The sequence below is a fragment of the Serratia sp. CY38905 genome (genome assembly GCF_052168875.1).
Taxonomy (GTDB): Bacteria; Pseudomonadota; Gammaproteobacteria; order Enterobacterales; family Enterobacteriaceae; genus Serratia; species Serratia sarumanii.
Genome location: NZ_JBJNLV010000002.1, coordinates 46,794 through 65,914 on the forward strand (window position 1 = coordinate 46,794; position 19,121 = coordinate 65,914).

Consider the following 19,121-nt stretch of genomic DNA (forward strand, 5'->3'; position numbering starts at 1 on the left):
ATGCAATTTTTGAATCAGTTCTTCTTCGATATTTACCCTTATCTGGCCGGCGCGGTATTCCTGATTGGCAGCTGGTTGCGTTACGACTACGGGCAGTACAGCTGGCGCGCCGGCTCCAGCCAGATGCTGGATAAAAAGGGCATGCGGCTGGCGTCCAACCTGTTTCACATCGGCATTATCGGCATCTTCGCAGGCCACTTCCTCGGCATGCTGACGCCGCACTGGATGTATGAGGCCTTCCTGCCGATCGACGTGAAGCAGAAGCTGGCGATGATCGCCGGCGGCGCCTGCGGCCTGATGACGCTGATCGGCGGCGCGCTGCTGCTGAAGCGCCGGTTGACCAACCCGCGGGTGCGCGCCACCAGCAGCTTCGCCGACATCATGATCCTGACGTTGCTGGTGGTGCAGGTGTGCCTCGGCCTGCTGACCATTCCGTTCTCCGCCCAGCATATGGACGGCAGCGAAATGATGAAGCTGGTGGCCTGGGCGCAGGCGGTGGTGACGTTCCACGCCGGCGCTTCCGCGCACCTGGAAGGGGTGGCGATTATCTTCAAACTGCACATGGTGCTGGGCATGACGCTGTTCGTGCTGTTCCCGTTCTGCCGCCTGGTGCATATCTGGAGTGCGCCGGTAGAGTATCTGACCCGCCGTTACCAGCTGGTGCGCAACCGCCGCTGAGCCTGACCCCGCCGCCGCCGATCGCCAGCGGCGGCGCTATTCTGATAATTCCCCCGCCGTCTGCCCATTCTCGCCGCCTTGTCGTAAACTTACTATCTCAGTCATGTTACGCTTATGCTTGCGCCGACGGACGTCGGCCCGTGGTAGCCGATAACAAGAGATAGCGCCTTGATGAAAGGCCTTTTGGGACATAAAAACCGGGGATGATCCGCATGGCCTTCGCGCCGCGCGGGAGAATCGCTTTATGGATAGTCAGGTTAATCAATAACAATAATGACCACACAATGTCGCTCACCCGAGCTGTTGCCTCTGAAAATCATCGCCACCGGGGCCGCGTTGCCGCCCAACCGCGTGGCCTCCTCTACGCTCGATGCCCGCCTGGGGAAACCGGCCGGCTACGTTGAAAAGCGCTCGGGCATCGTTTACCGCTATCACGCCGACGACGACGCCAGCCAGGCCGAGCTCGCCGCCGCCGCACTGCAAGACGCGCTGGCCCGCAGCACTATTCCGGCCGCTTCGATTGACCTGCTGATCTCCGCCTCGGCGATAGCGGTACAGGCGCTGCCGTGCTCTGCCGCGCATATTCTCAAGATCGCCGGATTGGCGCCGGGTACGCCGGGCTTCGACATCAACAGCAGCTGCGTCAGCTTTATCTCTGCGCTGCAGGTGGCGGCGGGGCTGTTGAACGCCGGGACGTATCGGCGTATCGCCATCGTCTCGGCGGATCTCGCTTCGCGCGGCATCGACTGGCAGCACGAAGAGTCGTCGCTGATTTTCGGCGACGGCGCCGCCTGCGCCATCGTGGAGCGCGGCGACGGCACCGGCGGCATCCTCGCCAGCCTGGTGGAAACCTATCCCGCCGGCAGCGAACTGTGCGAGATCCGCGCCGGCGGCACGCGCCGCAACCCGCGCGCCGGCATGTGCGAGCAAGACTTCCTGTTTCATATGCAGGGCAAACCGCTGTTCCGTCAGGCGTCGGCGCTGATTGAGGACTACCTCGACCGGCTGCTGAGCGCCAGCGGCTTGACCCTGGCGCAGATCGCCACCGTGGTGCCGCACCAGGCCAGCCATTTGTCGCTCGAACATATGCGCAAACGGCTGCACGTCTCCAGCGAGGCGCTGGTGGACATCTACCGCCATCACGGCAACCAGGTGGCGGCCTCTATCCCGACCGCGCTGCATGCCGCCGTGACCAGCGGGCGCTTCAACCCCGGCCAGCCGGTGATGCTGATCGGCACCGCCGCCGGGCTGGCGCTGGCCGGCATGGTGTTGCTGCCATGAGGGTGCTGGTGACCGGGGCGACCAGCGGGCTGGGGCGCAACGCGGCGCAGTGGTTGCTGGAGGCCGGGCATCAGGTGCGCGCCACCGGCCGCGATGAGCGGGCCGGCGAAGCGTTGCGGCAGATGGGCGCTGAATTTTACTCGCGCGATCTGGCGCAGGCCACGCCGCAGCAGTGCCGGGAGCTGGTGACCGACTGCGAGTGGGTATGGCACTGTGCGGCCAAGTCTTCGCCCTGGGGCAGCAAAGCGGAATTTCACCGCATCAACGCCGCGGCGACGGAGAAACTGGCGGAGGCGGCCGGGCGCTGCGGCGTGCGGCGCTTCGTGCATATCTCCACGCCGGCAATCTACTTCGATTTTCAGCCGCATTACGATCTTGATGAGGGTTATCGCGCCCGGCGCTTCGCCAATCACTATGCCGCCAGCAAGCACGCCGCCGAGCAGCGGTTGTTGGCGCAGGCGAAAATCTACCCGCAAACCACCTATATTATGCTGCGGCCGCGCGGCCTGTTTGGCCCGCACGATCGGGTGATCGTGCCGCGGCTGTTGCAGCAGCTCGAACGCGATCGCGGCGTGCTGCGGCTGCCCGGCGGCGGGCAAGCGCTGCTGGATCTGACCTTTGCTCCCAACGTGGTGCACGCCATGGAGCTGGCCAGCCGGCAGCGCGGATTGCCGTCCGGCGCCGTGTATAACATCACCAACCACCAACCGCAGCGGCTGGCGGAGATGCTGGATGCACTGCTGCGCCAGGAGCTGGGGCTGCGTTACCGGCTGCAGGCCGTGCCTTACCCGCTGCTGCAGGCGCTGGCCGGCGGCATGGAGCTGTGGGCAACGCTGAGCGGCAAGGAACCGCTGCTGACGCGCTACAGCGTGGCGGCGGTGCATTTTGACATGACCCTGAGCCAGACCCGCGCGATCGAAGAGCTGGGCTATCGGCCGCGTTACTCGATGGAAGAGGGGATCCGCCTGACCGGCGAGTGGCTGCGGCAGCAAGGAGGCATACAGCATGGCTAAGGTCACCGTATTTGAAGTGGGCTATTGCACGCATATCGGCTGCATGGCGCTGCGCGGCGCCGGGTTCCGGGTGTGTAAATTCCCGGCGCGCGCCTATCTGCTGGAGGTGGGAGAGCGCCGCTGGCTGTGGGATACCGGCTATGCGCATTATTTTCAGCAGCACACGCAGTCGGGGCTGTTCAGCCTTTACCGCCGCATGACGCCGGTCTATTTCGATCCCGCCGAGTCGTTGGCGCATCAGCTGCGCGAAGCCGGTTACGCCGAAGGCGACATCCAGGCGCTGATCGTCTCGCACTTTCACGCGGATCACATCGCCGGGCTGCAGGATTTCAGCCGCCTCGATTTTATTTGCTGCGGCGAAGGCTGGCAGCAAACCCGCGGGCTGCGCGGTTTCGCGGCGCTCAAGCGCGCCTTTATTCCCGGCCTGATCCCGGCGGATTTCGAGAGCCGCCTGCAGTTTATGGAGTCTTTTCCCTCGGTGGCGTTGCCCGCACTGCTGGCGCCGTTCGATCGCGGTTACGCGCTGCCGGGCAGTGAAGGACAAATCGTGCTGGTGCCGCTGCCGGGGCATGCGGCCGGCCATATCGGCGCCTTTATCCTCACCGACGCCGGCTGGACGCTGTTGGCCAGCGACGCCGCCTGGTCGCCGCAGAGCTACCAGACGCTGCGCGGACCCTCACGCCTGGCCAATCTGGTGATGGACGATGCGGCGGCGTACACCCGCACGCTGGAGCGGCTTAACCAACTGTGGGCGGGCGGCCAGGTCAACATTTTGCTGTGCCACGAGGGGGACCTGTGATCCCCTTCATGACCCTTTGGCACTACTTCCGCGCCCGGCGCCTGCGCTTTGGCGATCGTGCGGCGCTGGAGGCGCATCAGGCCCGGCAGCTCGCGGGCTTTGCCCGCCGGGTGCTGAGCAAGAGCCCCTATTTTCAGTGTTTCAGCCGCCGGCCGTTCGCCGAATGGCCGCAGATGGACAAGGCGCTGATGATGGCGCAGTTCGACCGGATGAATACCGCCGGGCTGAGCCGGGAGGCGGTGCTGGCCTGCGCGCAGCGCAGCGAGGCGGATCGCGATTTCACGCCAAAGATCGGGCGCTACAGCGTCGGGTTGTCGTCCGGCACCTCTGGGCAGCGCGGCGTGTTTGTCGTCAGCCCGCGCGAACAGCAGGTGTGGGCCGGCGGCATGCTGGCGAAGATGCTGCCGGACGGGCTGCTGGCCGGTGAGCGTGTCGCGCTGTTTCTGCGGGCGGACAATAATCTCTATCACAGCGTAAACAACCGTTGGCTGAGCCTGGCGTTTTACGATTTGCTGGCGCCGTTCAGCGAGCATCTGCCCGCACTGGAACGGCAGGCGCCCAGCATCATCGTGGCGCCGGCGCAGGTGCTGCGCGCCCTGGCGCTGGCGGTGCTGGCCGGGCAGGTGAAGCTGCCGGTCAAAAAAGTGATTTCGGTCGCCGAGGTATTGGAAGAACAGGATCGCCGCCTGCTGATGCAGGTGTTTCCGGCGGTCGGCGAAGTGTATCAGGCTACCGAGGGGTTCCTGGCCGCGACCTGCGCGCACGGCACCCTGCATCTGAACGAAGAGTTTTTGCATATCGAACCGCAGTGGATCGACGAACTGCGTTTCACGCCGCTGATCACTGATTTCACCCGCGGCACGCAGCCGATCGTGCGTTATCGGCTGGACGATGTGCTGGTACTGCGCAAGGAACCCTGCCCGTGCGGGCAGCCGACGCGCGCGATTGCGCGTATCGAAGGGCGGCGCGACGATCAGCTGATGCTGCCCGATGCGCAGCGGCAACCGCAGGCGGTGTTCGCCGATGCCTGCAGCCGGACGATCGCCAATGCGCTGCCGCTGACCAGCGATTACCGCCTGATCCAGCGCGGCGAGCAGCGGCTGGAGTTGATCGCCGATTGCAGCCCGGCGGCGTTGGCGCACTGCCAGGCGCAGCTGATCGCGCTGTTCGCTCGCCAAGGCATCGCCACCGATCGGCTCGAATGGCGGTTGACGGCGCAGGCGGTGTTGCCGCAGTTCGATCGCAAGCGGCGGCGCATCGTGCGCCAGGCGGAGGAAGCATGAAAAAGATGCTGTTCAGGCTAGGGCACATGTTGCTCGGCTGGGGGACGGTCGGGGTGGTGTATAGCCTGACCGATCGCCTGCAGGGGGCGGGAACCCTGCTGCCGCCATCGGCGCTTGACCGGGCGATCCCGTTTAATCCGGCGGCCATTTGGCTCTATCTGTCGTTCTTCCTCATCGTCCCGGCGGGCTATTTGCTGGCGCCGCTGCAGCGAATCAAATGGCTGACGCTGGCGATGCAGCTGACGGCGCTGGGCGCCGGGGCAGTTTACCTGCTGTGGCCGACCACCATGGCCTATCCGCAGAACGAGGGCGTTGGGCTCAGCGCGCAGCTGCTGGCGGCGTTAACGCAGGTGGATTCGCCGCAAAACTGCCTGCCGTCGTTGCACATGGCGCTGACGGTGCTGGCGGTGTGGGCGTTGAGCGACGGCGAGCGCAAAGTGCGAACGGCGCTGTGGATGCTGTGGGGCGTGGCGATCGCGTTCTCCATTCTGCAGCTGCGCCGCCATTTGTTTGTCGATCTGGCCGGCGGCGCGCTGCTGGCGCTGTGCGCCGGGTGGTTGGCCCTGCGCATCAAGACCCTGCGCCGGCGGGTGGTTAAAGGAGAAATGGGATGAGCGATCTGGCGTTGCCGATAGTGTTCATGCTGTTCATCGTGGTGGCCGAGGCGGTGGCGCTGCAGTGGGGGCGCCGTGAGCCGGTCAACTGGCACGATCTGGTGTTTAACCTGAACTCCGGCCATATCATGCTGTGGCTGTTCCGCGGGCTGGAGATCACCTGCTACGGCTACGTGGCCGCGCATTTCAGTCTGGGGCTGCTGGACGCCTGGCCGCCGCTGCTGATGTGGCTGTTCGCCCTGCTGGCGTGGGACTTCGGTTTCTACTGGCTGCATCGCCTGCACCACCGCTTCCGCGTGCTGTGGGCGGTACACGTGGTGCACCACCAGGGGGAGCACTTCAACCTGTCGCTGGGGGTGCGCAACTCCTGGTATTCGTCGTTGACGTCGATCCCGTTCTTTTTGCTGCTGGCGCTGGCGGGTGTGCCGCTGTCGGTGTTCGTCACGGTGTCGATTTTTCACTACAGCATTCAGCTGTTTAACCACAATGCGCTGACGCCGAAGCTGGGCGTGCTGGAAAAAATCCTGGTCACGCCGGCGCACCACCGAGTGCACCACGTCAAGGACATGGCGTATTCCAATAAGAACTTCGGCGGCAGCTTTATCTTCTGGGACAAGCTGTTCGGCACGTTCTGCCCGGCGTTGCCGACCACGCCGTTCAGCTACGGCGTCGGCGGCGACCGGCCGTCCGCCAACCCGTTCTGGGCGAGCAATCTGCCGTTTCTGCGCTATTTCCGTCTGGCATGGCGCCCGGCGCCGGGCCGGCCGCGCGACCGCCGTTCGGCGCTCAGCGTCTTCAGCGGCGCTATGCTGTTGTTCTCGTTGGTGGTCGGTTACGTCTACCAATACGGTTACGGCTACGGCGACATCAGCTGGCCGCAAATGGCGCTGCTGGTGCTGCTGGCGTTGGGCTCGGTAGCGCTGGGTGGCATGACGGAAGGGCGGCGGTGGGCGAGCGCCGTCTGGCTGCTGATCGCGCTGGGCATGCCGCTGCTGTTTATCGGCTATCTTGGCTGGCCGCAGCGCTATTGGCATATCGCCATGGCCGCCGTCGCGCTGCATGCCCTGTGCGTGGCGCTGGGCTGGGGGCGAGTGGCCGCGCCGGCCGCCGTGGAGGAACCGCATGGCTGACTTATTGCCGCCGCTGCGTTTCCCCGCCGATGGCGAGCAGGCGTTTCACCGCGATCTCAAGCGCGCGGCGCACGCCTGCCTGGCGGGCGATCATCGCTATGCCGATGCCGCGCGATTGGCCAAGGCCGCGCTGTTGCTGGCGCTGTGCGTCGGGTTTTACGCCCTGAGCCTGATGCAGCATCAGCCCTGGGCGTTTTTCCTCTGCTATTTCCTGTTCGTGGCCATGGGCATGCTGCTCAACGTCAACGTCAACCACGATGCTTCGCATAACGCCTTCTTGCGCGCGCCCTGGGCCAATCGCCTGGTGGGGCGGCTGGTGACGCTGCCGCTGGGCGTCGATCCGGACTACTGGCGCACGCGCCACGTGGATTACCACCACGTTTACGCCAACGTCGAACACTACGATCTGGACACCGAAGAGAACGGCTTTTTCCGCCAGACGCCGTTCCAGCGCTGGCGGCCGCATATGCGCTATCAGCATCTGTACTGGCCGCTGATCGCCGCGCTCTCGCTGCCCTACATCGCGTGGATTTTCGATTGGTCCGATCGGCTCGATAAAACGCCGCTGCGGGAAAAACGCGTGCTGGCGGGGCGCGGCGGTTGGGCGCTGTTCGTGCTGTGCAAATTGCTTCATGTGGCGCTGGTGCTGGTGGTGCCGCTGATCCTGTGCCACCTGCACGGCATCGGTTGGGGCTGGGTGCTGTTGGCTTACGTGCTCAGCCAGATGTTTGCCTCGCTGCTGGTGGTGTTCCTGCTGCTGGGCACCCACTGGGCGCAGGCCGAGTTTTACCCGGCGCCGGCGGGTGACAGCATGCCGCACGGTTGGTACCGGCACAATTTCGCCACCGCCTGCGACTGGCAGCCCGAGCCGCGCTGGCTGGAGCACCTGACCGGCGGGCTGAACTATCACCTGACCCATCACCTGTTTCCCGGCTGGAATCACCGCCACTACCCGGCGCTGGCCGCCGCAGTGGCGGAAGTGGCGCATCGGCACGGCATGGCGTACCGCTGCATCGGCTATCGCGAACTGCTGGCGCAGCAACAGCGCTTCTTACGCCGGATGGGGCAGCCATGAAGCCGCTGCGTCCGTTAGCCTACCGGCGTGACGACAGTGGGCTACATCGTGCGCTGATGCAGGCCGCCCAGCATTATTTGGCGGCCAACGGCGATCACCGCTTCGCCGACGGCGGCATGCTGGCGAAGGTGGCGCTGCTGCTGGCGCTGTGCGGCCTGTGTTACGGGTTGAGCCTGCAGCAGCAAAACGGCTGGGCGTTTTTCGCTTGCTACTTCGGTTTTATCTTTATCGGCATGTTCCTGACGGTGAACGTGGTGCACGATGCCTCACATAACGCGTTTTTCCGTCGGCCCTGGGCCAACCGCTGGCTGAACGCCCTGGTGAGCGTGCCGCTGGGGCTGGATCCCGACTGCTGGCGTGTGCGGCACGTGCTGTTCCACCATGCCCATAACAATATCGAACATTACGACCCCGACATCGACGCCAACGGCGTGCTGCGGCAAACGCCGTTCCAGCGCTGGCGGCCCTTTATGCGCGCCCAGCGCTACTATTGGCCGCTGGTGGCGGCGCTGACGTTCCCGTACTACATCTGGCTGTTCGACTGGCTGGATCGGGCGGGCCGCACCCGCGTGGCGGCACGCATGGCGCAGCAGGGTGTGCGCGGCTGGTGCGGATTTCTGGCGGGCAAGGCGGCGCACCTGCTGCTGGCGCTGGCGATCCCGTGCTGGCTGCTGCCGCCGGCCATCGGCATCGGGCAAATTCTGCTGGTCTATTTGCTGAGCCAGATGCTTTCTTCATTGCTGTTCGTGATGTTGATCATCGGCACCCACTGGGCCAAGGCCAATTTTTACCAGGCGCCGGCGCAGGGCGCGATGCCGCACGGCTGGTATCACCATGTGTTCGCCACCACCTTCGACTGGCTGACCCGGCCGCGTTGGCTGGGATACTGGCTCGGCGGGGCGAACCTGCATTTGACGCATCATCTGTTCCCGCACTGGAGCCACCGTCATTACCCGGCGCTGAGCCGCATCATCGGCGAGGTAGCGCCGCGTTTCGGCATCGACTACCGCCTGCTGGAGCTGGGGGAGCTGTTGCGCCTGCAGCAGCGCTTCCTCAGCGCGATGGGGCGCAAACCACATTAGCGTTGCATGCGGATTGTGCGAGGCGTTACGCAGTTCACTAATTGAACGATAGTTGCCCTTCCAGTAGACTTTCCCCCTGTGAATCAACGGCCACAGGAGGTGGACTATGCGCAGCTTGCCGATTCGGTTATCGAATAAAATTGATGATGATCTGAACGATATTGCCCGGCGTCATGGGATGGAAAAAACCGAGGTAATCAAAATGGCGTTTGCACTGATTACCCTTGCCGATAAGTACTGGATGAAACAGGATGGTACTTCTCTTGGCATTGTACGGGAGAAGGGTGAACAGCTTGAAGCGGTGGGGCGGGTCGTGGAGATCTTCCCATGAACATCGAAAGCCGTAATCTGCGCGATGAGGCCAGCCAGGTTTATCTGGAGCAGGTGTTGGTCTTCGACGAAATGGAGCGTCTGCGCCTGGCGCGCCAGGTATTGTGCGGGATATTCGCGGTCAGCGTGGGCGTATTCGCCGCCCACGCGTATTGGGACAAAAATGAAGTGCTCGGACAAACGTTCGAACTGGTGAAGATCGGCGCCTTGCCGCTGGTTACGCTGGTGGTTTCCTTCTACTTTCCCACCAGCGTGGCCAGATAAGGCGCCGCGTCAATGCGACTTCATGCCCGCCGCGGTCATCAGCAGGCGGAACAGCGAGGCGACCACGAACAGCCCCAGCACGCTGGCGCTCCAGATGATCACCAGCCAGCCGATGCGTTTCCACCAGGGCGCCGGCGCGGCGGTTGCCGTTTTATCTTGCATAGCGTCCTCCCTTCTCAGTGATAGCCGTGTTCATGGCTGATCTTGCCGCGGAACACGTAGTAGCTCCAGAAGGTGTAGACCAGAATGATCGGGATGATGAACAGCGCGCCCACCAGCATAAAGCCGAGGCTCTGCGGCGGGGCGGCGGCGTCCCAAAGGCTGATGGCCGGTGGGATCAGGTGCGGCCAGATGCTGATGCCAAGCCCGCTCAGGCCGAGGAACACCAGCAGCAGCGTCAGCATGAACGGCGAGTAGTGCGCGCCGCGTTTCACCCCGCGCTGAATTCCCCAGGCGCTGAGCAGCACCAGCACCGGCACCGGCAGCAGCCAGAACAAATTCGGCAGCGTAAACCAGCGGGCGGCGATTTCAGGATGCGCGATCGGCGTCCAGATACTGACCGCGGCCAGCACCAGCAACAGGATCGCCAGCAGCGGCGTCGCCAGATGATACATGCGCGCCTGCAGGTCACCGGCGGTTTTCATCACCAGCCAGGTGCAGCCTAGCAGGGCGTAGGTCACCACCAGTCCCAGCCCGCAGAACAGCGCGAACGGCGTCAGCCAGTCCAGTGCGCCGCCGGCGTAGGTGCGGCCTTCGACCGGGAAGCCGTTGATCACGGCGCCCACCACCACCCCCTGGCTGAAGGTGGCGAAGATTGAGCCCCAGATGAACGCCTTGTCCCAGATATGGCGTTTCTCCGGCGTCGCCTTGAAGCGAAACTCGAAGGCCACGCCGCGGAAAATCAGCCCGATCAGCATCAGCGTCAGCGGGATCGCCAGCGCGTCGAGGATCACCGAGTAGGCCAGCGGGAAAGCGCCGAACAGCGCCGCACCGCCCAGCACCAGCCAGGTCTCATTGCCGTCCCACACCGGGGCGACGGTGTTCATCATCAGATCGCGGTCGCCGCTCTCTTTCACCCACGGAAACAGGATGCCGATGCCCAGGTCGAAACCGTCCATCACCACGTACATCATGGTGCTGAACACGATGATCACAAACCAAATCAGCGGAAGATCGATGCCCATGTTCAGCTCCTGTCGTCCAGAGTGTCGTTGACCGCGGACAGCGGACGCGCCGGCCGGCCCTCGGTATTGTCTTCTTGGTGTTCATGCGGCTGCGGCCCTTTGCGGATCAGGCGCATCATGTAGGAATAGCCCACGCCGAACACCGAGCAGTAGACGATGATGAACGCCAGCAGGCTGATGCTCATGTGCAGATCGCCGTGCGCGGAGACCGCGTCCTTGGTGCGCAGCAGGCCGTACACCACCCACGGCTGGCGGCCGATCTCGGTGGTGAACCAGCCCGCCAGCAGCGCCAGCAGCCCGGAAGGGCCCATCCACAGGATGAAGTACAGGAACGGACGCGACTGATACAGCCCGCCGCGCCAGCGCAGCCACAGGCTCCACACCCCGGCCAGGATCATCAGCATGCCCAGCCCGACCATGATGCGGAACGACCAGAACACCACGGTGGAGTTGGGGCGATCTTCCGGCGGGAAGGATTTGAGCGCCGGTACCTGTTCGGTCAGGCTGTGGGTCAGGATCAGGCTGCCGAGGTACGGTACTTCCAGCTTGAAGCGGGTCTCTTCGCGCTCCATGTCCGGCCAACCGACCAGGATAAGCGGCGTGGCTTCGCCCGGCGGGTTTTCCCAGTGGCCTTCGATGGCGGCGATCTTCGCCGGCTGGTGTTTCAGCGTATTCAGGCCATGCGCATCGCCGATCAGCGCCTGCACCGGCGCGACGATCAGCGCCATCCACATCGCCATCGACAGCATTTTGCGCATCGCCGGGGTATCGCGGCCGCGCAGCAGGTGCCAGGCGGCGGAGGCGCCGACGAAGAACGCCGAGGAGAGGAAGGCGGCGGTGGACATGTGCAGCAGGCGGTACGGGAAGGACGGGTTGAAGATCACCTTCAGCCAGTCGACCGGTACCACCTGGCCGTTGATGATTTCATGCCCCTGTGGCGTCTGCATCCAGCTGTTGGAAGCCAGGATCCAGAAGGTGGAGATCAGCGTGCCGAGCGCCACCATGCAGGTGGCGAAGAAGTGCAGGCCGGGGCCGACGCGGTTCCAGCCGAACAGCATTACGCCGAGGAAACCGGCTTCGAGGAAGAAGGCGGTCAGCACTTCATAGGTCAGCAGCGGCCCGGTAATGCTGCCGGCGAACTCGGAGAAGAAGCTCCAGTTGGTGCCGAACTGATAGGCCATCACCAGCCCGGACACCACGCCCATGCCGAAGTTGACGGCGAAAATCTTTGACCAGAAGTGGTAAAGCTCACGGTAGGCTTCATTGTGCGTTTTCAACCATAATCCTTCCAGCACCGCCAGATAGCTGGCTAAACCGATGGTGATGGCGGGGAAGATGATATGGAAAGACACGGTGAAGGCGAACTGTATTCTGGCGAGTTCCAGTGCATCAAGACCCAGCATGGCGCCTCCTAGGGTTGAACATAAATTAACCTCTTGAGTATAGCTGTCATTTTTATGTGAAATACTTGGCGTTAAGTTAAGCACGGAGTACAGTGACTATAATAGTGACAGTTATTTTACTTTTTCATATAACAGTTAATGGTTATGACCCGATACGAGCAGCTTGCGCAGCAGATTAGAGAACAGATCCAGAACCGGGTGTGGCGGGCGGGCGACAAGCTGCCTTCGCTGCGCGAGAGCGGCAAACGCGCCGGACTGAGCCTGATGACGGTGGTGCAGTCTTACCAACTGCTGGAGAGCCAGGGGTGGATCGTCGCCCGGCCGCAGTCGGGCTACTACGTGGCGGCGCGCCCGCAGCCGCTGCCCCAGCCTTCGCGCGGCGAGAAGCTGTTGCTGAGCGAGCAGGTGGACATCAACGCCTTTATTTTCGACGTGCTGCAGGCCTGCAAGGATCCGGATATCGTGCCTTTCGGTTCGGCCTTTCCCGACGCCACGCTGTTCGCCCAGCCGAAGCTGGCGCGCGCGCTGAGCAGCGTGGCGCGCAAGTTCACGCCGCACAGTTCGCTGGCCAACCTGCCGCCGGGCAACGACGCGCTGCGGCGGCACATCGCCCAACGCTATGCGCTGAGCGGCATGCAGGTCGCGCCGGACGAAATCGTCATCACCGCCGGGGCGATGGAGTCGCTCAGCCTCAGCCTGCAGGCGGTGACCCAGCCGGGCGACTATGTGGCGATCGAATCGCCGGCGTTTTACGGCGCGCTGCAGGCGCTGGAACGGCTGCGGTTAAAGGCGGTGGCGATCGCTACGCATCCGCAGGACGGCATCGATCTGGACGCGCTGCAGCAGGCGGTGGACCAGTATCCGATCAAAGCCTGCTGGCTGATGACCCATTTCCAGAACCCGCAGGGCGCCACCCTGCCGGAGGTCAACAAGCAACGGCTGGTGACGCTGATGCGCGAACGGCAGATCTCGCTGATAGAAGACGACGTCTACGGCGAACTGTACTTCAGCGCGGAACGGCCGCTGCCGGCCAAGGCGCTCGACAGCGGCGGCCAGATCCTGCATTGCTCGTCGTTTTCCAAATGCCTGGCGCCGGGCTTTCGCGTCGGCTGGGTGGCGGCAGGGCGTTATGCGCAGCAGATCCAGCGTTTGCAGCTGATGAGCACCGTTTCCACCAGCGTGCCGACCCAGATGGCGCTGGCGGATTATCTGCTGCACGGCGGCTACGATACCCATCTGCGGCGGCTGCGGCGCCTGCTGGCCCAGCGCCAAAGCGCGATGCGTCAGGCGATCGCCCACCATTTCCCGCCGACGGTGAAGGTCAGCCAGCCCGACGGCGGCTACTTCCTGTGGCTGGAGCTGGATCCGGCGCTGTCGTCGATGGAACTGTACCGGCGCGCCCTTTCCCGGGGCATCAGCATCGCGCCGGGGCGCATGTTTACCACCGGCGACCATTTCAACCACTGCTTCCGTCTCAACGCCTCTTTTGAATGGAACGACCGCTTTGAAGAGGCGATCAAAACCTTAGCCAAACTTATCCGGGGGCTGGCGGCGGCAGGCTGAACGGCACACCTGGCGTCAGGACAGGTAGTGCTTCAACGCGCGCCCGGCCTGGTGGATCGCCGAATGCACCGCCGGGACGTGGGCGAGCGGATTCAACAGGCCGTAGTCGTGGATCAGCCCGTTATAGCGGGTGGAGGTGACCTCGACGCCGGCGGCATCGAGCAGACGCGCGTAGGCTTCGCCCTCATCGCGCAGCACGTCCAGCTCGGCGGTTTGCACCAGCGCCGGCGGCAACCCCCGCAGCTGGTCCGGCGTGGCGTTGAGCGGCGAGGCGTAGATATCTTTGCGCTGCGCCTTATCGGGCGCGTAGCTGTCCCAAAACCACTTCATCATGTTGCGGGTCAGGAAATGGCCTTCGGCAAACTGATGATAGGAATCGGTATCAAACTGGGCGCGGGTGACGGGCCACAGCAGGATCTGGCAGCGCAGCGCCGGTATGCCTTTCTGTTTGGCCATCAGGCTGACCACCGCCGCCATATTGCCGCCGGCGCTGTTGCCGACCACCGCCAGCCGCGAGCCGTCGACGTTGATCTTCTCGCCGTACTCGGCCACCCATTCGGTGGCGGCGTAAGCCAGGTTGATCGCCTCAGGGTAGCGCACCTCCGGTGAGCGGGGATAATTGACGAACACCGCCGCCGCACCTGAGCTGTGCACCAGATCGCGCACCAGCCGTTCATGGGTGGGAAAATCGCCCAGCACCCAGCCACCGCCGTGGAAGAACATGAATACCGGCAGCGCCTCTTTGACCCTGGCCGGCCGCACCAGCTGCAGCAGAATATCCTGACCTTCTACGTGAATGGTTTTCTCGCTGATCTCGACCTCGCGCAGCGGCACCTCGACGCTGCGTTGCGCGTCCTCCAACACCCTGCGCGCCTCTTTGGGCTTCATCTGTTCCATAGGTTTACCGCCGCCGGCATTCAGCGCGTCGAGAAACGCGCGGATGTCGTGTTGGGCGTGCGGCTGGCTGAGATCGACGGTTTTCTTGGGCATGGGGACTCCTTGTGCGCAAAAGAGAAGGGGCGGTCAGGATCACAGTGTAGTCGCTGGCGCACAAAGCAGGAGCCGCGGCCAGCGTGGCCCCTTTTGGCCGGTGGGGTCTCGCGTCGCTGCCGCGATGCACCATTCTGGCGCACCGCTGCACCCGCTGGGGGCAAAAAGTGTGATAGCGAGCAAATCGGGCGAAATTGTTTTTGCGAGCCCGATCAGAAATCCTGAAGTTTTTCGCAATTGAATAGGATTTCGCGCGCAATGATGATTTTAGGCCTTATTTTTTAATTTATGCATTACCAATGCATATAAAATGAATAACTATGCAATATAAGCCGTTGTTTTAACGCCAGAAATAGCAAAATCCGGTAAAAATCCCGTTTTGGCACGATAGCTGCTCTACACTCTTTATCAAACGACATGTATTTTAACTGCTCGTTAACATTTACTCCCCGCTCAGGGACCGGATATACGCCATAAATAGTGAAAAACCGATTTTATGTAACAGATTTGTTTCTAAATCAGCGGTGAGGGGCAGCATTTTCTCCGCCGTGAAAGTCGGTTTTGAACAACGGTTTTTTTGCAATGTGGCGGCCTAGCCGGGCCTGAGCGGCCCTTACAGTCAAAATTCAGCCTTTGCTGAGATTATGAGGTCACTATGGAACAGCCAATCGCAGTTACCCGCCAGTCTTTCGATGACTGGATGGTCCCGGTTTATGCCCCTGCCGATTTTATTCTGGTGCGGGGAGAAGGCTCGCAGGTGTGGGATCAGCAGGGTAAGTCTTACATCGACTTCGCCGGCGGCATCGCGGTTAACGCGTTGGGGCATGCGCACCCGGCGGTCAAGGCGGCGCTGGTGGAGCAGGCGGGCAAACTGTGGCATCTGGGCAATGGCTATACCAACGAACCGGTGCTGCGCCTGGCCAAAAAATTGATCGACGCCACCTTCGCCGACAAGGTGTTCTTCTGCAACTCGGGCGCTGAAGCCAACGAAGCGGCGCTGAAACTGGCGCGCAAGCATGCGCACGACCAGCACGGCGCCGGTAAAGATCAGATTGTGGCGTTCAACAACGCGTTCCACGGCCGCACGCTGTTTACCGTGTCCGCCGGCGGCCAGCCAAAATACTCGCAGGACTTTGCGCCGCTGCCGGGCGGCATCACCCATACGCCGTACAACGATCTGGCCGCGGCGGCCGAGCTTATCAACGATCGCACCTGCGCGGTGATCGTCGAGCCGATCCAGGGCGAGGGCGGCGTGCTGCCGGCGGAAGCCAGTTTCCTGCAGGGGCTGCGTGAGCTGTGCGATCGCCATAATGCGCTGCTGATCTTCGACGAAGTGCAGACCGGCGTCGGCCGCACCGGCCATCTGTATGCCTACATGCAGTACGGCGTGGTGCCGGACGTGCTGACCACCGCCAAAGCGCTGGGCGGCGGCTTCCCTATCGGTGCCATGCTGACCACCGATGCGCTGGCGAAAACGCTGGGCGTCGGCACCCACGGCACCACCTACGGCGGCAACCCGCTGGCGACGGCGGTGGCGGGGACGGTGTTCTCCATCATCAACACCCCGGAAGTGCTGGAGGGCGTCAAACAGCGTCACCAGTGGTTTATCGACGGGTTGAACGACATCAACCGTCAGTACCCGATCTTCGCCGACATTCGCGGCGGCGGTTTGCTGATCGGCTGCCAATTGACGAAAGACTATGCCGGCAAAGCGAAGCAGATCACCCAGCTGGCCAACGAAGAAGGCGTTATCGCGCTGATCGCCGGCCCGGACGTGGTGCGTTTCACGCCGTCGCTGATCATCCCTGAGCAGGATGTGAAAGAGGGGCTGGCGCGATTCGCGCGCGCCGTGGCGCGCATTTGCAGCTAATCAGCGGGCTGCGCCTTCACCGGCGCAGCCTGATTCAGAAGAGGTTCGCATTATGATGATTATTCGCCCTATAGAGCGTCGCGATCTGGCGGATTTATTGACGCTGGCCGGTAAATCCGGCATCGGTCTCACTTCACTGCCGCAAAATGAAGATACCCTGTCGGCACGCATTGAGCGGGCGTTAAAAACCTGGCAAGGCGAACTTCCGCAAAGTGACCAGTGTTATCTGTTCGTGTTGGAAGACAGCGAGCGCCGTCAGGTGGTCGGGGTCTGCGCGATCGAAGTGGCCGTCGGCCTGGCGGAACCCTGGTACAGCTTCCGCGTCGGCACGCAGGTGCACGCTTCCAAACAGCTGAACGTCTATAAATCGGTGCCGACGCTGTTCCTCAGCAACGACCATACCGGCCATTCGGAGCTGTGCACGCTGTTCCTCGATCCGGATTATCGTCACGGCGAGAACGGCAAGCTGCTGTCGAAGGTGCGTTTCCTGTTTATTGCCGCGTTCCGCGAACGTTTCTCCCGGCGCCTGATCGCCGAGATGCGCGGTTTCTCCGATGAAAACGGCCGTTCGCCGTTCTGGGAGAGCGTCGGGCGCCATTTCTTCTCCATCGAGTTCGCCAAGGCGGACTACCTGAGCGGCACCGGGCAAAAGGCGTTTATCGCCGAACTGATGCCGAAACACCCGTTGTATGTCGATTTCCTGGCCGAAGACGCGCAGAAAGTGATCGGCGAAGTGCATCCGCAAACCCTGCCGGCGCGCCGATTGCTGGAGGCGGAAGGCCTGAGCTATCAGGGCTACGTCGATATCTTCGACGGCGGCCCGACGCTGGAAGCCGAGATCGACCACATCCGTGCGGTGAAGCAGAGCCGCCTGGTGAAAGTGGTGCTGGATGACACGCCGATGTGCGCCGATGCGCCGGTGCATCTGGTGGCCAACGACAACTATCAGCACTACCGCGCACTGTTGGTCAATGCCGATCTGTATGACGACCGCCTGCATATCAACGCCGCCACCGCCGCGGCGCTGGGCGTCGAACAGGGCAGCCCGGTGCGGGTGCTCCCCCTTATTGCACAGGAGAAAGCATGATGTCTCATCCTGCACTGTTGATTAACGGCGTCTGGCGGCAGGGCCGCGGTGCCGAGTTCGGCAAGGCCGATCCGGTCGGCAACCAGCCGCTGTGGCGCGCCAACGCCGCCGATACCGACGACGTCGCCGCCGCCTGCGAAGCCGCGCGCGCCGCGTTCCCGGCCTGGGCGCGTACGCCGTTCGAGCAGCGCGAACAGCTGGTAAAACGCTTCGCCGCCTTGCTGGAAGAACACAAGCAGTCGCTGGCGGAAACCATCAGCCGCGAGACCGGCAAACCGCGCTGGGAAACGCTGACCGAAATTCAGGCGATGATCGGCAAGGTGGGCATTTCGCTGCAGGCCTATCAGACGCGCACCGGCTTTAGCCAGACGGCGATGGCCGACGGCGCTTCGGTGCTGCGCCATCGTCCGCACGGCGTGCTGGCGGTGTTCGGGCCTTACAACTTCCCCGGCCATCTGCCGAACGGCCATATCGTGCCGGCGCTGTTGGCCGGCAACTGCGTGGTATTCAAACCGAGCGAGCTGACGCCGCTGACCGCCGAGGAGACCCTGAAGCTGTGGCTGCAGGCCGGCCTGCCGGACGGGGTGATCAATCTGGTGCAAGGCGGCCGCGAGACCGGCGAAGCGCTGGCGGCCAGTGCGGATATCGACGGCCTGCTGTTCACCGGCAGCGCCGGCACCGGCTATCACCTGCATCGCCAATTGGCGGGGCAGCCGGAGAAGATCCTGGCGCTGGAGATGGGCGGCAACAACGCGCTGATCGTCGACGGTTTTGACGATCGCGATGCGGCGGTCAACCTGGCTATCCAATCGGCGTTTATCTCCGCCGGCCAACGCTGCACCTGTTCACGCCGTATTCTGGTGAAGCAGGGGGCGGAAGGCGACGCCTTTATCGAACGTTTGGTCCAGGTGGCGGGCGAACTGCGCGTCGGCCGCTGGGATGCCGAACCGCAGCCGTTCATGGGCGGGGTGGTGTCGGCAGCCGCGGCGGAAAACATGCTGAACGCGCAGCAGCGCTTGCTGGCGCTGGGCGGCAAATCGCTGCTGAGCATGCGCCTGCTGGAACCGGGCAGTTCGCTGCTCAGCCCGGGCATCGTCGATCTGACCGGCGTGGCCGGCGTACCGGACGAAGAGTATTTCGGCCCCTTGACCACCATCGTGCGTTACCGCGATTTCGACGAAGCGCTACAGCTCGCCAACCGGACGCGCTACGGCCTGTCGGTGGGGCTGGTATCGCCGCAGCGCGAGTTGTTCGAGCGCTTGCTGCTGGAAGCGCGCGCCGGCATCGTCAACTGGAACAAGCCGCTAACCGGGGCGTCCAGCGCGGCGCCGTTCGGTGGCGTGGGGGCCTCCGGCAACCATCGCCCAAGCGCCTTCTATGCGGCGGACTATTGCGCCTGGCCGATGGCTTCGCTGGAAAGCGAAAGCCTGTCGCTGCCGGCGACGCTCTCGCCGGGCTTGTCGTTCCGTTAATCG

Annotated in this window: 19 protein-coding genes; 15 read left to right on the top strand and 4 right to left on the bottom strand. The window is 63.3% G+C overall.

Annotated features, from left to right (window positions below; translation table 11 throughout):
* The 11 genes from narI (at position 1) to ACJ8MK_RS06955 (ending at position 9,549) form a co-directional block, all read left to right on the top strand.
* Positions 1-678 (top strand): respiratory nitrate reductase subunit gamma, encoded by a 678-nt coding sequence (gene narI, locus ACJ8MK_RS06905; RefSeq protein ID WP_025303199.1) that lies wholly within the window; start codon positions 1-3, stop codon positions 676-678.
* 273 nt (positions 679-951) lie between these two features.
* Complete coding sequence (locus tag ACJ8MK_RS06910; RefSeq protein ID WP_041035554.1) at positions 952-1,959, top strand: 3-oxoacyl-[acyl-carrier-protein] synthase III C-terminal domain-containing protein; 1,008 nt, start codon at positions 952-954, stop codon at positions 1,957-1,959.
* Complete coding sequence (locus ACJ8MK_RS06915) at positions 1,956-2,972, top strand: NAD-dependent epimerase/dehydratase family protein (RefSeq protein WP_049212717.1); 1,017 nt, start codon at positions 1,956-1,958, stop codon at positions 2,970-2,972. The genes ACJ8MK_RS06910 and ACJ8MK_RS06915 overlap by 4 nt, the downstream gene beginning before the upstream one ends.
* A complete protein-coding gene (locus ACJ8MK_RS06920; protein WP_049212719.1) occupies positions 2,965-3,771 on the top strand; it encodes an MBL fold metallo-hydrolase in 807 nt (268 codons plus the stop codon). Before ACJ8MK_RS06915 ends, ACJ8MK_RS06920 begins: the two co-directional genes overlap by 8 nt.
* Positions 3,768-5,054 (top strand): F390 synthetase-related protein, encoded by a 1,287-nt coding sequence (locus ACJ8MK_RS06925; RefSeq protein WP_049212721.1) that lies wholly within the window; start codon positions 3,768-3,770, stop codon positions 5,052-5,054. Before ACJ8MK_RS06920 ends, ACJ8MK_RS06925 begins: the two co-directional genes overlap by 4 nt.
* Entirely contained in the window at positions 5,051-5,668 is a 618-nt protein-coding gene (locus ACJ8MK_RS06930; RefSeq protein WP_442517616.1) for a phosphatase PAP2 family protein, read from the top strand. The genes ACJ8MK_RS06925 and ACJ8MK_RS06930 overlap by 4 nt, the downstream gene beginning before the upstream one ends.
* Positions 5,665-6,798, top strand: coding sequence for a sterol desaturase family protein (locus tag ACJ8MK_RS06935; RefSeq protein WP_033653680.1), 1,134 nt, complete (start codon positions 5,665-5,667; stop codon positions 6,796-6,798). The genes ACJ8MK_RS06930 and ACJ8MK_RS06935 overlap by 4 nt, the downstream gene beginning before the upstream one ends.
* Entirely contained in the window at positions 6,791-7,873 is a 1,083-nt protein-coding gene (locus tag ACJ8MK_RS06940; RefSeq protein ID WP_442517617.1) for a fatty acid desaturase family protein, read from the top strand. The genes ACJ8MK_RS06935 and ACJ8MK_RS06940 overlap by 8 nt, the downstream gene beginning before the upstream one ends.
* Entirely contained in the window at positions 7,870-8,955 is a 1,086-nt protein-coding gene (locus ACJ8MK_RS06945) for an acyl-CoA desaturase (protein WP_049212725.1), read from the top strand. Before ACJ8MK_RS06940 ends, ACJ8MK_RS06945 begins: the two co-directional genes overlap by 4 nt.
* A gap of 106 nt (positions 8,956-9,061) precedes the next feature.
* Positions 9,062-9,286 carry a hypothetical protein gene (locus tag ACJ8MK_RS06950; protein WP_025303190.1) on the top strand — a complete coding sequence of 75 codons (225 nt, stop codon included), beginning with the start codon at positions 9,062-9,064 and terminating at the stop codon, positions 9,284-9,286.
* Positions 9,283-9,549: a hypothetical protein gene (locus tag ACJ8MK_RS06955; RefSeq protein WP_060451632.1), complete on the top strand. Its 267-nt coding sequence runs from the start codon at positions 9,283-9,285 to the stop codon at positions 9,547-9,549. The genes ACJ8MK_RS06950 and ACJ8MK_RS06955 overlap by 4 nt, the downstream gene beginning before the upstream one ends.
* 9 nt (positions 9,550-9,558) lie before the next feature.
* Here ACJ8MK_RS06955 and ACJ8MK_RS06960 read toward each other — a convergent pair whose 3' ends face one another.
* Genes ACJ8MK_RS06960 through ACJ8MK_RS06970 form a run of 3 tightly spaced genes read right to left on the bottom strand, consistent with a single transcriptional unit; the run spans position 9,559 to position 12,136 of the window.
* Complete coding sequence (locus tag ACJ8MK_RS06960; RefSeq protein ID WP_071605360.1) at positions 9,559-9,711, bottom strand: DUF2474 domain-containing protein; 153 nt, start codon at positions 9,709-9,711, stop codon at positions 9,559-9,561.
* A 14-nt stretch (positions 9,712-9,725) separates the two neighbouring features.
* A complete protein-coding gene (gene cydB / locus ACJ8MK_RS06965; RefSeq protein ID WP_033634913.1) occupies positions 9,726-10,733 on the bottom strand; it encodes a cytochrome d ubiquinol oxidase subunit II in 1,008 nt (335 codons plus the stop codon).
* 2 nt (positions 10,734-10,735) lie between these two features.
* A complete protein-coding gene (locus ACJ8MK_RS06970) occupies positions 10,736-12,136 on the bottom strand; it encodes a cytochrome ubiquinol oxidase subunit I (RefSeq protein WP_033647706.1) in 1,401 nt (466 codons plus the stop codon).
* 144 nt (positions 12,137-12,280) lie between these two features.
* Here ACJ8MK_RS06970 and ACJ8MK_RS06975 point away from each other — a divergent pair, with 144 nt between their 5' ends.
* Positions 12,281-13,699: an aminotransferase-like domain-containing protein gene (locus ACJ8MK_RS06975; RefSeq protein WP_442517618.1), complete on the top strand. Its 1,419-nt coding sequence runs from the start codon at positions 12,281-12,283 to the stop codon at positions 13,697-13,699.
* 15 nt (positions 13,700-13,714) lie between these two features.
* On the opposite strand, the gene ACJ8MK_RS06980 is transcribed toward ACJ8MK_RS06975, so the two are convergent.
* Complete coding sequence (locus ACJ8MK_RS06980; protein WP_043147591.1) at positions 13,715-14,689, bottom strand: alpha/beta hydrolase; 975 nt, start codon at positions 14,687-14,689, stop codon at positions 13,715-13,717.
* Between the two features lie 655 nt (positions 14,690-15,344).
* On the opposite strand from ACJ8MK_RS06980, the gene ACJ8MK_RS06985 reads away from it, so the two are divergent.
* The 3 genes from ACJ8MK_RS06985 to astD are packed head-to-tail and all read left to right on the top strand — an operon-like array spanning position 15,345 to position 19,118.
* The gene (locus ACJ8MK_RS06985; RefSeq protein ID WP_033647702.1) at positions 15,345-16,559 is read left to right on the top strand and encodes an aspartate aminotransferase family protein; all 1,215 of its coding nucleotides are present in this window, start codon (positions 15,345-15,347) and stop codon (positions 16,557-16,559) included.
* Positions 16,560-16,611: 52 nt separating this feature from the next.
* Positions 16,612-17,646, top strand: a complete 1,035-nt coding sequence (gene astA, locus ACJ8MK_RS06990) for an arginine N-succinyltransferase (RefSeq protein WP_103773573.1) — start codon at positions 16,612-16,614, stop codon at positions 17,644-17,646.
* On the top strand, positions 17,646-19,118 hold the full coding sequence (gene astD, locus ACJ8MK_RS06995; RefSeq protein ID WP_041038021.1) for a succinylglutamate-semialdehyde dehydrogenase: 1,473 nt from the start codon (positions 17,646-17,648) through the stop codon (positions 19,116-19,118). The genes astA and astD overlap by 1 nt, the downstream gene beginning before the upstream one ends.
* The last annotated feature ends 3 nt before the right edge of the window (positions 19,119-19,121 follow it).

Bases quoted from the DNA above. Each gene is read 5' to 3' on its own strand.
- ACJ8MK_RS06940 (WP_442517617.1), top strand. From the start codon at position 6,791: ATGGCTGACTTATTGCCGCCGCTGCGTTTCCCCGCCGATGGCGAGCAG.
- cydB (WP_033634913.1), bottom strand. From the start codon at position 10,733: ATGGGCATCGATCTTCCGCTGATTTGGTTTGTGATCATCGTGTTCAGC.
- astA (WP_103773573.1), top strand. From the start codon at position 16,612: ATGATGATTATTCGCCCTATAGAGCGTCGCGATCTGGCGGATTTATTG.
- ACJ8MK_RS06945 (WP_049212725.1), top strand. From the start codon at position 7,870: ATGAAGCCGCTGCGTCCGTTAGCCTACCGGCGTGACGACAGTGGGCTA.
- ACJ8MK_RS06930 (WP_442517616.1), top strand. From the start codon at position 5,051: ATGAAAAAGATGCTGTTCAGGCTAGGGCACATGTTGCTCGGCTGGGGG.
- ACJ8MK_RS06985 (WP_033647702.1), top strand. From the start codon at position 15,345: ATGGAACAGCCAATCGCAGTTACCCGCCAGTCTTTCGATGACTGGATG.
- ACJ8MK_RS06920 (WP_049212719.1), top strand. From the start codon at position 2,965: ATGGCTAAGGTCACCGTATTTGAAGTGGGCTATTGCACGCATATCGGC.
- ACJ8MK_RS06910 (WP_041035554.1), top strand. From the start codon at position 952: ATGACCACACAATGTCGCTCACCCGAGCTGTTGCCTCTGAAAATCATC.
- ACJ8MK_RS06960 (WP_071605360.1), bottom strand. From the start codon at position 9,711: ATGCAAGATAAAACGGCAACCGCCGCGCCGGCGCCCTGGTGGAAACGC.
- astD (WP_041038021.1), top strand. From the start codon at position 17,646: ATGTCTCATCCTGCACTGTTGATTAACGGCGTCTGGCGGCAGGGCCGC.
- narI (WP_025303199.1), top strand. From the start codon at position 1: ATGCAATTTTTGAATCAGTTCTTCTTCGATATTTACCCTTATCTGGCC.
- ACJ8MK_RS06955 (WP_060451632.1), top strand. From the start codon at position 9,283: ATGAACATCGAAAGCCGTAATCTGCGCGATGAGGCCAGCCAGGTTTAT.
- ACJ8MK_RS06975 (WP_442517618.1), top strand. From the start codon at position 12,281: ATGACCCGATACGAGCAGCTTGCGCAGCAGATTAGAGAACAGATCCAG.
- ACJ8MK_RS06950 (WP_025303190.1), top strand. From the start codon at position 9,062: ATGCGCAGCTTGCCGATTCGGTTATCGAATAAAATTGATGATGATCTG.
- ACJ8MK_RS06970 (WP_033647706.1), bottom strand. From the start codon at position 12,136: ATGCTGGGTCTTGATGCACTGGAACTCGCCAGAATACAGTTCGCCTTC.
- ACJ8MK_RS06935 (WP_033653680.1), top strand. From the start codon at position 5,665: ATGAGCGATCTGGCGTTGCCGATAGTGTTCATGCTGTTCATCGTGGTG.
- ACJ8MK_RS06980 (WP_043147591.1), bottom strand. From the start codon at position 14,689: ATGCCCAAGAAAACCGTCGATCTCAGCCAGCCGCACGCCCAACACGAC.
- ACJ8MK_RS06915 (WP_049212717.1), top strand. From the start codon at position 1,956: ATGAGGGTGCTGGTGACCGGGGCGACCAGCGGGCTGGGGCGCAACGCG.